Source organism: Candidatus Tisiphia endosymbiont of Xenochironomus xenolabis, assembly GCF_964264705.1.
In the GTDB taxonomy this organism is placed as follows: domain Bacteria; phylum Pseudomonadota; class Alphaproteobacteria; order Rickettsiales; family Rickettsiaceae; genus Tisiphia.
On record NZ_OZ183473.1, the window covers coordinates 13,361 to 27,270 of the forward strand.

At 31.4% G+C, this 13,910-nt stretch carries 12 protein-coding genes and 1 pseudogene; 9 read left to right on the forward strand and 4 right to left on the reverse strand.

The window, feature by feature from the left end; all coding sequences use genetic code 11:
* Positions 1-14 precede the first annotated feature (14 nt).
* The 9 genes from ACFELY_RS00070 to ACFELY_RS00110 all read left to right on the forward strand — a co-directional run bounded on the left by ACFELY_RS00070 (position 15) and on the right by ACFELY_RS00110 (position 9,417).
* Positions 15-2,048 carry a type IV secretion system DNA-binding domain-containing protein gene (locus tag ACFELY_RS00070; RefSeq protein WP_375333261.1) on the forward strand — a complete coding sequence of 678 codons (2,034 nt, stop codon included), beginning with the start codon at positions 15-17 and terminating at the stop codon, positions 2,046-2,048.
* A complete protein-coding gene (locus ACFELY_RS00075) occupies positions 2,045-2,758 on the forward strand; it encodes a hypothetical protein (RefSeq protein ID WP_375333262.1) in 714 nt (237 codons plus the stop codon). Before ACFELY_RS00070 ends, ACFELY_RS00075 begins: the two co-directional genes overlap by 4 nt.
* A 221-nt stretch (positions 2,759-2,979) precedes the next feature.
* On the forward strand, positions 2,980-3,966 hold the full coding sequence (locus ACFELY_RS00080; RefSeq protein ID WP_375333263.1) for an Rpn family recombination-promoting nuclease/putative transposase: 987 nt from the start codon (positions 2,980-2,982) through the stop codon (positions 3,964-3,966).
* Between the two features lie 246 nt (positions 3,967-4,212).
* Complete coding sequence (locus ACFELY_RS00085; protein WP_375333264.1) at positions 4,213-5,442, forward strand: hypothetical protein; 1,230 nt, start codon at positions 4,213-4,215, stop codon at positions 5,440-5,442.
* 347 nt (positions 5,443-5,789) lie between these two features.
* Entirely contained in the window at positions 5,790-6,587 is a 798-nt protein-coding gene (locus ACFELY_RS00090) for a hypothetical protein (RefSeq protein ID WP_375333265.1), read from the forward strand.
* Positions 6,588-6,609: 22 nt separating this feature from the next.
* On the forward strand, positions 6,610-7,344 hold the full coding sequence (locus tag ACFELY_RS00095) for a hypothetical protein (RefSeq protein WP_375333266.1): 735 nt from the start codon (positions 6,610-6,612) through the stop codon (positions 7,342-7,344).
* Positions 7,344-7,490 carry a hypothetical protein gene (locus tag ACFELY_RS00100; protein ID WP_375333267.1) on the forward strand — a complete coding sequence of 49 codons (147 nt, stop codon included), beginning with the start codon at positions 7,344-7,346 and terminating at the stop codon, positions 7,488-7,490. The genes ACFELY_RS00095 and ACFELY_RS00100 overlap by 1 nt, the downstream gene beginning before the upstream one ends.
* A 186-nt stretch (positions 7,491-7,676) precedes the next feature.
* A complete protein-coding gene (locus ACFELY_RS00105; protein ID WP_375333268.1) occupies positions 7,677-8,048 on the forward strand; it encodes a helix-turn-helix domain-containing protein in 372 nt (123 codons plus the stop codon).
* A gap of 145 nt (positions 8,049-8,193) precedes the next feature.
* Positions 8,194-9,417: an IS256 family transposase gene (locus ACFELY_RS00110; RefSeq protein ID WP_375333269.1), complete on the forward strand. Its 1,224-nt coding sequence runs from the start codon at positions 8,194-8,196 to the stop codon at positions 9,415-9,417.
* An 18-nt stretch (positions 9,418-9,435) separates the two neighbouring features.
* On the opposite strand, the gene ACFELY_RS00115 is transcribed toward ACFELY_RS00110, so the two are convergent.
* From ACFELY_RS00115 to ACFELY_RS00130, 4 genes and pseudogenes are all read right to left on the reverse strand, one after another.
* A complete protein-coding gene (locus ACFELY_RS00115; RefSeq protein ID WP_375333270.1) occupies positions 9,436-9,564 on the reverse strand; it encodes a hypothetical protein in 129 nt (42 codons plus the stop codon).
* A 65-nt stretch (positions 9,565-9,629) separates the two neighbouring features.
* Positions 9,630-10,727, reverse strand: a pseudogene (locus ACFELY_RS00120) (ISAs1 family transposase).
* Positions 10,728-10,941: 214 nt separating this feature from the next.
* Entirely contained in the window at positions 10,942-12,072 is a 1,131-nt protein-coding gene (locus tag ACFELY_RS00125; protein WP_375333271.1) for an IS256 family transposase, read from the reverse strand.
* Positions 12,073-12,216: 144 nt separating this feature from the next.
* Positions 12,217-13,902, reverse strand: a complete 1,686-nt coding sequence (locus ACFELY_RS00130) for a hypothetical protein (RefSeq protein ID WP_375333272.1) — start codon at positions 13,900-13,902, stop codon at positions 12,217-12,219.
* Positions 13,903-13,910 lie beyond the last annotated feature (8 nt).

The window sequence follows — 13,910 nt, forward strand, 5'->3', positions numbered from 1 at the left end:
ACTATGGGATTCATATGCTAAATAATTTTATTGGTGGTGGGCAAATATTCTTACATAAGATCAGGATGTTTTTGCAGGTATTTGGTCGTTCTATTGCTATCTCGTGTGTAGTCAGTGTGATAATTACCATAGTTCTAGCTTATCCCAAGCTAGAACTATATGATTTATCTGCCGCTGTAACTTATCAAAAAGCTTTACTAGTCAGTAAGTTTGATAATAGCATACGTTCTATTAGAACAATAATTAATCCTAAAAGTAAAAAATATGAACATATTACCACCATAAACGCCTATAACCAGGATGGTTTATATAAGTGTAATATTAATCCGAAAGTGATCTTAACTTCTCAGCAATTTAGTAAGAATTATTATCATCTGGTTAGTTTTATCAAAGTTGAGTTATTATTCTGCCTTGGGCTGATGTTTGGTATTTTTGTACTAATTTTCCTACTTTGGACAAAATTTGGTAAGTCGGTATCAATAGAAAAACAGATCAGCGGTAGTACTATCAAATATGCCAAAGAAATCACTAATTATTTACATAAAGCTAATAAAGCAAGTAAATTCATTGTAGGTGATATGCGACTTGTTAAAGATAGTGAAATCAGACATATCATAGCTATTGGTACTACAGGTTCTGGTAAAACTAATTTGTTTAATAACCTAATTCCACAAATCAGAAACTTTAAACAACCAGCCTTAGTGGTAGATCAAACAGGAGAAATGATAGAAAGATACTATAATCCTGATAGAGGAGATATTATTTTTAATCCGTTAGATGCGAGATCTCATGCTTGGGATTTCTGGGCTGACACTAGCTCTGATAGTAATAATATACCTAATTCAGAACAGGCAAAATATTTTGATCCAAAGTTAGATAAATTTGCTAAAGTATTGTTTAAGTTTGGCAAGAAAACTAATAGTGGCTTTGATCCATTTTGGGAGAATAGTGCTGCTACTATTTTCTGTGCTTGTGTACAAGTTTTAGTAACAGAGGGCAACAAGTCAATTATCGAATTGAAAAAGATGTTGAGTTTATCTTCCTGGGATAAGCTTAAGAATAGGCTGACTGGTACCTTAGCTGCTAGATATTTAACAGCTAGTAATAAGACTACTGCTAGTTCTATTTTATCAGTACTGGCAACTAGCACTCAACCCTTAAATCTGTTATTTGAGTCTGAGAAAAAATTCTCACTGACAGAATATTTTGCTGAAATTCAGCAAGGAAGCTCTGCCTGGTTATTTTTAAGTACTAAACCAGATATGCGAAATGTCACGATGCCTATCATTGCTTGTTTATTTGAGCTAGCGATCTCATGTTTAATTGGCATAGGTATCAACGAGAAAAGACGCATGTGGTTTATTATCGATGAGTTAGCTTCTCTAGGCAATTTATCTGGCTTTTCTACTTTAATATCGGAATCCAGAAAATATGGTGGTTGTATACTTAGTGCAACTCAATCAATTAATCAAATATTCGATAATTTTGGCATGCTACAGGGCAGCACTATATTTGGGCAATTTGCTACTAAGTTTCTCTTTAGAAGTGACGAACCAGCTACTGCTAAAATTATTACTGAGATATTTGGGCAACTGGAATATGCCACGTCCCAAAAAAATACTTCTTTTGGTGCTCATGAGTTTCGCGATGGTGTCAGCTATACTGAAGGCACCAAACGTAAAGCTTTGATTACCACCAATGATCTTGCTACTTTAGCAGATTTAGAATGTTTTGTCAGCCTACCAGAGCCAAAAGCTAGAATAGCTAGAATTAAAGTGCCAATAGCCTCTGATGTTCCGCTTAAACATCCTGGATTTGTTGCTGCAAATAGAGCTACTAATAATAATTCCATTATTAATTATCATCTTCAGGAGACCAGTATTCCTCATATTTCAAATAAGCCGACAAGTCAAACAGATAGTGAGCAAGTAATACCTCAAGTGCCACAAGATCAACAAGAAGAACAACCTTGGTGGCAAGAAGCTAGGCAAGAATATGTTGCTATGACTAAAATAAACAATAACGAAACATTTAAGGATAAGCAATGAGTAAAAAAATAACATATGATGTTGATTTACCGCATCAACAAGTGCAATTAAATAATAAAAGCCTAAATAAGCCAAAGAATAAACAAGCTTTATCAAATATCACATTATCTGATTTTGCAATAATTTATGATAAACTAGACCAGCACTTTACCGAATGTATGGAACTTGTTGAAGATTTGCCATATATTAAACGAGAGGTACAAGATATCTTAGCATCTTTTAATGATTCTATCAAACAATGTAGTAATAATATCAATGTTCAGTTAGAAACTTTTAAAAAGAATCTGTCCAAGCTTAGTGAAGAGTGTTATATTTTAAGCAAAATACCAGAAAAGTTAAATGAAAAGTTAAATAAAAGCATAATAACTATTGCTCCTGAAGTGGCTAGGACAATTCAAGATAATAACCAATTGAAAATAGAAGAAATGACTACAGCAATTAATGGCTGCATTCAAACTTTAAACAAGATTAAAGGTAATATTGAATTTTTTAGGATTGATCGTAGTAAAAATTTCTTTTTTATGGTAGCAATTAGTCTTATCTCATCAATTATTACCTCAACCACAGTCCTTTATTTTGTATTACAATGGTTTCCACCACGGCAAAAATATGTGGTTGAAAAAGCTCACGATGTTCATACAGAAGGAGTAGTACAAATATTTGATATGCAAGGTAAATTTTGTAATAAAGCACAAATAATCAAGGATTAAATGCAATCATACCTGACATCTATTTCAAAAAAATCTTATAATTTATAGCTCAAAAGGATCAAAATAGAGTAATTTAAATTTTATCAATCTAGCATATGGACTTAAGATCATTAAAAATGATAATATATATAATAGATTTTATAGCAAAGCATATATATAATATTGTCTATTAAAAGTTTTTATGTCAAAACATATGGGAGTTCTTAAAATAGCTAGGTAAAATGACAGAACGTTTAAAGCATGACAAAATTTTTCGCAAAGCAATGGAGAATCCGCTAGTAGCCCATGAATTTCTGCATGCTCATTTACCTAAACATATTAAGGATATAGTAAATTTCCCTAGTTTGACAATTGAAAATACCAGTTTTATAGAGCTAGATTTAAGAGATTCTATTTCGGATGTGTTATTTTCGGCAAAATTTGATAATAATAAGGATGGGTATCTATATTTATTAGTTGAACACCAAAGTTCGCCTGACCACTTCATGGCATTCAGAATATTCAAATATTTCATTAATATTTGTGATCGATATTTGACTTTAAATCATGAGACCAAGACCCTACCACTAGTCTATCCGCTAATATTTTTTAATGGTACGGAAAAATATAATGTCCCAAGGAACTTATGGGATTTATTTGAAGACAGTAAGCTAGCAAGAAGTGCTTGGATCAATGACTACCAACTAGTTAATGTTCATGATATTCCTGATGAGCAGTTGAAACAAAGGGTGTGGTCAGGGATACTTGAGTTTTTTTTGAAGCATATCAAGAAACGTGATCTACTGAAGAAATGGCAGGAAGTAGCCGATATGTTACCTGAAATAACCAAGATAACTATTGGTTATAATTACTTAGAGCTGCTATTGTGTTACACATTGACAAGAATAAACCAATCGGATAGAGTAGAATTAGAAAAGTTATTAATAAGTAAGTTAAATCAGGAAACAGGTACAAAACTTATGGGTAGTTTAGCACAACATTGGAAAGAAGAAGGCGTACTAGAAGGTTTACAAATTGGTGAGGATAAAGGAATCCGGATTGGTAAAGAGAAGGGAATCCAGATTGGTAAAGAGAAGGGAATCCAGATTGGTAAAGTAGAGGAAAGAAAAACTGTAGCTAAGAATTTGCTTAAAGCTGGTGTGTCAGTTGATATAATTTCTGTGTCTACTGGTTTGTCTAAAAAAGAAATAGAAGAATTGATAATATAATTATTACAAATATATTAATATTTAGGGTGATAAATAAAATAGCCAAAATCAGCAAGTTTTACTGCGGGAGGGTGGTTTACCAGGTTTTGGATGGGTAACCCAGAGTGCAGATACCTTAGCTGTTCTTAATTTGATCCTGTTTATCAAGTTTATTCAGAATATAAATATCTTACAACTTAAAGTTTTCTACTAATAAATTGCTGCCAGCTAAAGTTGGTAATAGTTGATGATTGAATTTAGTACATTATGAATATTAATAAACTATGGTATTATATTACCAAACTAGATAAAAAATATTATCATCTTATAGATGAAGTGAGTAGTTGTTTTTTGCAAGAAACAATTGATTCAGAATCGTTTAATATAAATGGTAGGAAATCTATAGGATGCCTTGAACTTCTAAAGGAAATAGAAAATAAGTTAAACAAAAATTTCGCAATGATTGCACAAAATTGTGCTATAGAGTTTTGTATTACTAATGAGTATATCCTTGAAGGACAAGCGTGGAACTGTATTAATCATATACTTAAGAATCATGCGGAACTGCTTACAGTTGAGGATAAAAGGTATCTCAAGGCTTTAAATAATTCTTATCTTGGGATATATAAGGTAACATCGGTAAAAGTTGGGCAATCAGTAAATTTAGAGGATATGGTTGAATCTAGTGTCGATCATTTTACTGTGCTAGATAAAACTTTGAGCCAAAATATAAAAGTTGGTCAGATTGTAGCAACTCGATTGATTAAAATAGAGTATAAGGCAAAACCGAAAAAATATCAGATTTCCAATACCTTAATAGCCTTACCGGAAAAAATTGCCATACAATCTGTTGATATTATTAAGATGATGACTGAAGCTATGAATAATCCATTTCTTATGGCATCAATGTTAAATGAAGAAAAGTTTGAAGATAATGATCATAATCGTCTTATGCAAAAGAAGATGTGGGCAAAGGAAATATTAGAGCAATGGTATTTATATCATTGCAATTACCAAGATTATCACGAGTTTTTTGATTATGAAGGCAACCCTTTACAACCTTATTGTATAGAGTTTGACGTTATTACAGAACCAAGAAAGATATCGAAAATACTAAATAGTTTACCAGATTTGATTGAAGATGCAGCTAATTCATGGGTTTGGGTAGATAGTACAGCATATGATGGTCTTAATTATCCTGATATTAAAGATAAAATACCAAATTTAGTTGATCCTAACAAATTACCATTATATTGTGGGGCGATCATACAGAGTGAAGGTGGTAAAGCATCGTATCGTATATTTGGGGAAATAAGGTTAAAAAAGGACAAGTTGATAATTAATGTAGCTTCGCTGCAAAGAGCTAATATATCTCAGGATTTTTTTACAACTAAACTCGGTAGCATGGTTGGTAATCCTCTACTAATTAAAAAAGATGATGATATATTCAATTCACAAGAGTTACCAGGAACGGTAAGATATAGAGGAGAGCAATAGCATTCGGTTATGCTTTTATAACCAATTTATTTATATATCAAATAATGATTTTTCAATTTTCCCCTAAATTCTTAATTTTTAAATGGATTGCTTCTTGGCTTAAGCCTTCTCGCAATGACGTTTTTTACTTTAACTTTTTTTCCGTGAACGCTCACAAAAAATAAGCAATATCGCAAAAATAATGAAAATAGCTATTAGTGGAGCATAAAAATCTGTTATATTTATAAGATATATAACAGATTTTGGAGTAACTTGTTATATCGAATTCATGTTATTATAATAAATAATACAAAACCCTTGTTAAAAAAGTAGGGTCTAATTTTTTAGCAGTAATAAAGTAAAAATTTATGTTAGCAACTTTAGATAATAGTCCTCAGAAGATCATAGTTTACACCGCTACTAATGAACCTCTTATGCCGGTGAGGTTATATTACAAAATTCATAATGAATATTTGCTAATTAAGGCTTTAAAAAAGCTTAAATGTGTAAGTTTTGAATGGGATAATAAAGAGTTTGTAATTTCATATTATAAAGAAGCAAAGAGGTTGGGCTTAGATGTGCATTATCAAGATGTACCTCAAGAACTTTATCCAGTAGCTTTAGCATATGGTCATATAAGAAATTATGTTTTACACATGGACTTAAGATCATTAAAAAGGGCAGTATATATAATAGATTTTGTAGCGAAGTATATACCACCTACTATTATGGAAATAACTCATTTTGCTAACTCTAATAAACTGACTGTTACAAATGATCGAAATAACTCCCCAAAGATATTAGATATGGATTACGATAAATTTTTTGACGATAATAAAATATATCATGTTGATTTGCAGTTAGAGTTGGATAAGATCAAGGAAATTTATAAACAAGAAAAGAGTGATGATCCAGAAGAAAAATGGGAGAGATTTGAGTCATATATTAGAACGAAAGAATCAGATGATTATCATGAGGTAGAAAAAATAGCTATATCCTATGACAAAAGGTCGCATAACAGATTAACTAGCTGGTTAGCTATGCGATCTATAATTAAGAGTACAATTGCCATGAAACACTATAGTGGCAATACCAGCTATTCATCGATAGATGCTATAAAAAAGCTATTATCTCGAATAAATGATGATTTAGAAGAAGATGATTAGGGATTTTGATAATATTAATAATATGCAACAACAAACTCATATTGTCGAGAAATCATTGCAACAAAGGGTAATTAATGCCGCTCAGCAAATGCTAAGCTGCCAAGATTATGTAAGTCCAATAGATATTATGATTACTATAGGATGGCTTCAACCTATACACGTAAAAAATTGGCGACAAGGTAAAGAGCCATTTCTTGAAAAGGTTATTCAAGTTAATCTAAATAAATTAATATTGGCTTTGCAATATCTAGAACAATGGGCATTAGACAAAGGTCCTAAGCCAAGCGAAACAGTTTATATGTCACATAATACAAAATCTAAAATAAGGCTAAGATTCAGTAAAAGTGGGCAGTCAACTATTGAGCGAAAATATTCTACCCATTACATATCACCAATGCTTAGTGAGAATAAAATTGCAAAGCTTAGGAATAAATGGGAAAAATCACCAGATTTAGTAGTATTTTGTTTAATTAACGATGCGGAATGTAGTAAATTCCATAAGGAATTATTTAAAGGTAGTTTGTTATTCAAAAATGGTGATGATGCAGAGTGTATCGATTGTTGTGAATTAAATGATTTAGTTTTCTTACCAAGTGGAGATGCTAAATTAACCCGCTATGCTAAAAATTATAGTAGCAAAAAAGCGGTGGTAGTTAAGTTTAGCAGGGTTCGTAAGCGGTATGAGAGACAAGGAATTATGATTGAAAAAGAGGCATTAAGAAAAGCAAAACGTGAACTAGAAGGAATTAATGTTTAGTGACGATTATAAATGAAGAATTTAGCAAACAGTTTAGTAATTTTTATAGTTTTGAAGGACTGTCACCAGAAAAAGGGGTAACAGCTAAGGAGCAGCTTAATGAATTCTCAAGACAAATAGCACAGCAATTTAAAACACCCTACTAGGTATGATGATTGAAGTGATGTGTTATGGGCAGTTGGTAAACGACTATTGACAGGTAAGTGTTTATTATTATTTGATGAAATTTCTTGGATGACTGTGGGAGAACCAACTTTCTTAGGAAAGATTAAAAATTTTTGGGATAATTATTTAAAAAAGAACGATATGAACTTAAAATACTATAATTAATTATGGCAAGAAACAATGACTATATAAGCAAAATTGATAAATTGATAGGACAAAAAATCTATTCTCTAAGGCTTGCTAAAGGTTTGTCACGTCAGCAACTTGCAAAAACAATAGATGTAACACTTCAACAATTACAAAAATATGAGACTGGTTTCAATAGAATATCAATAAGTAGGCTAATTCTTATTGCTAAGGCATTAGAAAAAAATATTGGTTATTTTTATGAAGGTTTAGAAGATATTAAAAATATTGAGCCTGTCCAAACTCAGCATCAGCGTTTGTGTATAGAGGTGTCGAGGAATTTTATGAAAATCCGTAACCCAGAATATCAACAGGCTGTTAATGCATTGATACACTCGCTGATTAAAGAGTAACATAGTAAGGGGAAAGTACTGATACAGTTATTGGTAAATTTTTGATATAAAAAAGCTAACTTTTAGGAAATTAAGACTCTGTCCAAAAAACTGTGTAAATTTCAAAATAGGTTATATATAAAAATATAACAAAAAAGGAAATTACATGAATAAAAAAACTAGTGAATCAATAAATCAAGCAGTAGATTTATTAATAGATAATAATACAGATGTAAGCACGATACTAAAAGAAGGAGGTTTATTAAAAGAATTGACCAAACGCTTAATAGAGAAGGCACTACAGTCAGAAATGAATAATCATTTAGGCTATGATAAATACAGTCGTGCAGATAATGATAATGCTCGTAATGGTATCACTAGCAAGAAACTAATCTCCGAACATGGGGCTGTTGAGATAGAAGTACCAAGAGATAGGCATTGTACCTTTGAGCCAACAATACTACCGAAAAGACAGAAACGTTTTGATGGTTTTAATGACAAAGTACTATCATTATATGCTAAAGGTATGAGTGTATCTGATATTAAGATTCAATTACAAGAATTGTACAATGTTGAAGTAAGTGAGAATTTAATCAGTCAGGTTACCGATGATGTAATGGATGATGTAAAAGCTTGGCAAAGTAGACCATTAGAAGAGATATATCCGATAGTATTTTTTGATTGCTTAGTAGTAAAAGTCAGGCAAGACAAAAGGATAATCAACAAGGCAGTATATGTTGCGTTAGGAATTGATTTATCTGGTAGAAAAGATATATTGGGGTTATGGCTTAGTGAAAATGAGGGAGCAAAATTTTGGCTTGGTAATTTTACTGAGATGAAGAATAGAGGACTAAAAGATATACTGATTGCCTGTAGTGATAATCTTACTGGTATGTCTGAGGCGATAGAAGCAGTTTATCCAAAAACTGAACATCAATTATGTATTGTACATCAGATTAGAAATAGTTTAAAATATGTATCGTATAAAGATAGGAAGCAATTAGCTGGTGATTTAAAGCCGATATATACGGCAGTAACGGAAGAACAAGCCCATTTGGCGTTAGTATCGTTTGAAGAAAAATGGAATAAACAATATCCACAAATTGCCAAATCTTGGTATAATAACTGGAATAATTTAATGATTTTTCTAGGGTATCTAGAGGCAATTAGAAAGGTAATTTATACCACTAATTCAGTTGAATCTGTTAATAGTCAATTGCGTAAAGTAACAAATAATAAGCGTGTTTTTCCTAGTGATAATGCTGTGTTTAAAAGTTTATATTTGGCAATTGACTATATGACCAAAAAATGGACTATGCCTATCCAAAATTGGAACGAAGCTATGGCTCATTTGATGATTAAATTTGAGGATAGAATTAATAAAATTTAATGACCTAATTTGAGTCTATCAGAAAGATTGTGTAAGTATGATATCAGAATTAGTCCATCTTTGATCGACATTTTCCCATTTTTGGTCATCAGTACCACAAAGTATGGCAGATTGATTTAAGGCAACTGACCAATCTTTAATTGGCATTGTCCACTTCTTTTGGGCGTTTGTCAATGCCAAAAATATTATTTTTTGACAGGGTAATTTAAAAGTCACAATCTGAGGTTGCAGAATAAAGTATAAACAGATTGTTTGTAATGACTATAATATTCCCTAGTTTCAGTAATTTTAGTAGAAATAGTAGCTATTATTGATATAACAAAACTCCGTAATAATGATAAAACGATAGGTGCATTATCTTTCCGAATTGTTGATTTATCTTCCATAAATACCCTGTCTTTTACCCAATTTAAATTATTCTCACAACTCCAGTGTTTTCTATTTAAATCCAATAACATTTCAGCAGAAGCACTGCTGCTTAAGCTTGTAATCATGTATGCCGTTTCTTCGGTACAATTTCCCTTGTTTTTTTGCTCACGCCTTCTAGTAATTCTACATAATTGCTTTATATGTCTGTGACCATTTAGATATTCCCAAGGCATATCTATTACTTCTATTTTTCGTTGTTCAATACGACCATGATTATATTCAACATCTTTCTCAAAAGTTCGTACATTTTCCTACTTGCTATTGCTAAAAGCTTGCTTTGTTGCTCGCAACAAATTTGCTTCATTGCCCTTTAAACATATAGCAAAATCAGCACCTTGTTGTATTATTTCTTCGCATATATCTGAGTGGTCAAAGGCTACGTCGGTAGTGATAGTTGCTCTTTGTATGTCAAATTTTTGTAGTATTTCTAACATTGCTTTATTTTCGTCTTTGTTCAATATTTCTTCAAAACTAATTACACACTTAGTTTTATTATTAAAACCAGTTAAAACTTGTATTGCTCTATTCTCTAAATCCTTACTACCTCTCAAAGTTTTACCATCTATATGCACTTCCTCAAACTCCTTAGTTCCCTTCATCTCGCTAATTACTTTTACAATTGCATCATGTAAATCCTTTGGATTCATCTTACGTAATATTATAGTTAACGTACTATAACATGGCGTAATGCCATCATAAAAACCTAAATTCTGTAACAGTTTTTTACTTAAAAATTTCTTAAATCTTGCTATAGACGCTATGTTATTACAATTACACAACAGACCTGCAACAATTAACCGCAATATCGCTGCTAAATTATACCTTTTCCCACGCATGTTTCTTGGATCTTTGACTTCTGATAAAAAGTTTGTTACAGTCATAAATGCTCCGTTATTTGTAGTTGAATATCTTATGACGGAGTATTTTACATAATTGTTTATTTTTTGCAACTATTTATTGCGTCTGATCTTTGCTATTACCTTTTCTCTTTAAACGCCTTGTTTCCTAGCTTCCAGCATATTCTTAATTCTTTAATCTTATTCTAATCCTATAAATTCTCTCTACTCACTTCTACCTCTAGTTGTGACTTTTAAATTACCCTGTTTTTTGAATTGATTTGTCATCTGGAAATACCCCTTTATTTTTAATAATTTTCCTGATTTGACGATTGGCTGATTCAATAGTATTAGTAGTATATATTGCCTTTCTAATCCCTTCAGGAAAGCTAAAAAGCGGGGCTATACCTGACCAAAGACGTTGCCACATGTCAGAAATTACTGGATATTTTTCGTCCCATTTTTTACTAAAGTTTTGTAGCTCTCTAATCCCTTCCGACTCGTTTATTGCTGTATAAATTTTCTTTAAATCAGCTGTTACCGATTTTAAATCTTTATATGATACGTACTTGGTAGAATTCCTAACCATATGCACTATACATAATTGTACAATAGTTTTAGGAAAAACACTATTTATGGCTTCAGGAAAGCCCTTTAGACCATCTACACAAGCAACATATATCTTTTCAATTCCTCTGTTCTTTAGCTCAGTTACCACTTGCATCCAAAATTTAGAGCCTTCATTCTTGCCAACCCAAATACCAAGTAGCTCTTTCTTACCCTCCATATTAACACCTATAGCTATATAAACTGCTTTATTTATTATAGTATGATTATCTCTTCCTTTAACATATATGCAGTCAAGATATATTATCGGATATATACTATCAAGGGGACGATTTTGCCAACTTATAATATCCTCTAAAACTCCATCAGTTACTTTAGATATTAGCTCTGCAGATACTTTGCTAGAATAGATTTCCTCTAAATGTCCTTGTATCTCCCTTGTGGTCATACCTCTTGCATACAGAGATATTACCTTCTCATCAAACCCTTTAAATTGTCGAACTCCCTTAGGAATTAATAGAGGCTCAAATTCTCCTTCTCTATCTCTTGGAACATCTACTGTTATATTCCGACCATCTTCATCTATTATAGTCTTTTCATAACTACCATTGCGTCTGTTTCCAGATTCTTTCTCATCCTTGGAATGCTTTTCATATCCAATATACGATTCCATCTCTTTTTCTAGAATCTTATTAACTAGTTGTTTTTTTAACTCTTGGAATATACCATCTTTGCCAAAAATTTCTGATGGATTGCTTTGTGACAAGAGTTCTGACACTACTTTTTCTACAGATGGATTTGTTGTTTTTGTTTTCTTCTTCATATTAACCTCGTGCAAGTGTTTTTTACTATTCTTATTTTTAATACTTTTTTCAACTTACACAATCTTTATGACAGACTCCCTAATTTGGAAATTTACACAGTTTTTTGGACAGAGCCACCACCTTATACTCTTATACATTTCCAACTATAATTGTTTTTGTTGTTCTAAATGTTGCTGTTGCCTACATATCTCTGTTAGTCTTTTTTCTACGGTTGTATTTTTCAAATACGGGGCAAGTAGCTTATCATTCATCCTATATTTTAAATAGTCTATCTCATCATAAATATTATCATTAATCTTTACCATTCCATGACTATTTAGCTCTTTTAGCTCAGGACTTATCTCTTTTAATACATGTGCTTGACATGCCTTATATAGTTGCTTAGCCAGCATCCCTACCTGTGTTGTATCTTTTATCTTTTCTACTAGCTTGTCATCTGTTTCTATACTATCTCCTGTATAAATTCCTCCTATCTTAAATCTACTGACATTATTTATATCTCTCGCTAAATTGCTTAGTAGTTCAGGTTGCTCCTTATGCAAGTTAGCTATCGTCAGGAAATAATGATCTTGCTCCTTTTTACTATAATAATCTACCACCTCTTTATATTGCTTATACATATCAAGACAAAAATCTTTTTCTTTTTTTAATAGCTGTAAAACTTCACTCACTGATTTTGCTTCTTCTCTCTCTTTGTTAATTATAGCTCTTTTGGGTGTTACATAATCTTTGAATGCTTTTAACCATTCTGACCCTAGTAAATTAACTACTTCCTTCTCATCTTCTAGTTTTATCTTATTTTTTAGTTGCTCTATATCATATTTTGGCTGTAGTTTAACTATTGTCTCTATTTTACTCTGATACTTAGTAAACACTGATTTAATATACTTTCCATGATTTTTGGTCATCCCATCAAGATCAGTTCCTCTTATATAAGGTCTTATTTCCTTATTATTCATTAAGTCATCTAAATAACCTTGAACAGTCTTAAATTGTTTATTGTCTTTAATTAATACCCCTTGTTCTTCTATTACCTTTATATCTTGAGCAACTTGCTTCTTACAATGAAGTTGACTAAATTTAAACATTAATGGTGCTACTCTACCCTTTAGTTCTGACGTATTTCGCTTTAATTCTTTAATTAATAACTCTTCTTCCCATATATTGTATTTTGCTATATATAAACTATCTCTTTTTATATTCTCTAATAGATCAGGCTGACTGTCATATACTCTACTTTTATCATTTATGCTCTCCCCCTTCATTTCCTCTGATACATTATAAGTTAAGCTCTGATATTCCTTAGATATCTTTAAGCTTAATTCCCTATCTTGCTCGAGGCTATTCAATAATCCGTTAACTTCTTGTGTTTCTTGCCGCTCCTTTTCTATTTTATTAAATTGTGGAATTATCCAATCTCTAAAACTATCAACCCGCATTTGCTCTACTGCCTTTACCATATCATTATATTTTAATGGTTTTATTTTATGTTTTAGATATTCTATAGTTAACTTATCATTAAATTTCTGTATTTCATCTATCCTATCCTTATATACTTCAAATAGCACCCTTAATTCTTTATTCTTATCAGCATTAATACTCACTATTTCTTTCAATGCTTGCTCTAAGCCTTTTCTTTCCCCTATCTTAATAATATTACTTAAACTACCTGCATTATATGTTTTTAGTTCTGCTAATTCTTCAGTCCATTTATTTATCAATTCAGAATCATGGTTTTGTCCTTTATATTTCTCTACTATCTTTTCTATTCTTTCCTCATAACTATTATTTTTTATCTTAATTGGTTTTATAGGTATAGGTTGTGGCAAATTATTAA

Bases quoted from the DNA above. Each gene is read 5' to 3' on its own strand.
- ACFELY_RS00070 (WP_375333261.1), top strand. From the start codon at position 15: ATGCTAAATAATTTTATTGGTGGTGGGCAAATATTCTTACATAAGATC.
- ACFELY_RS00075 (WP_375333262.1), top strand. From the start codon at position 2,045: ATGAGTAAAAAAATAACATATGATGTTGATTTACCGCATCAACAAGTG.
- ACFELY_RS00080 (WP_375333263.1), top strand. From the start codon at position 2,980: ATGACAGAACGTTTAAAGCATGACAAAATTTTTCGCAAAGCAATGGAG.
- ACFELY_RS00085 (WP_375333264.1), top strand. From the start codon at position 4,213: ATGAATATTAATAAACTATGGTATTATATTACCAAACTAGATAAAAAA.
- ACFELY_RS00090 (WP_375333265.1), top strand. From the start codon at position 5,790: ATGTTAGCAACTTTAGATAATAGTCCTCAGAAGATCATAGTTTACACC.
- ACFELY_RS00095 (WP_375333266.1), top strand. From the start codon at position 6,610: ATGCAACAACAAACTCATATTGTCGAGAAATCATTGCAACAAAGGGTA.
- ACFELY_RS00105 (WP_375333268.1), top strand. From the start codon at position 7,677: ATGGCAAGAAACAATGACTATATAAGCAAAATTGATAAATTGATAGGA.
- ACFELY_RS00110 (WP_375333269.1), top strand. From the start codon at position 8,194: ATGAATAAAAAAACTAGTGAATCAATAAATCAAGCAGTAGATTTATTA.
- ACFELY_RS00115 (WP_375333270.1), bottom strand. From the start codon at position 9,564: ATGCCAATTAAAGATTGGTCAGTTGCCTTAAATCAATCTGCCATACTT.
- ACFELY_RS00125 (WP_375333271.1), bottom strand. From the start codon at position 12,072: ATGAAGAAGAAAACAAAAACAACAAATCCATCTGTAGAAAAAGTAGTG.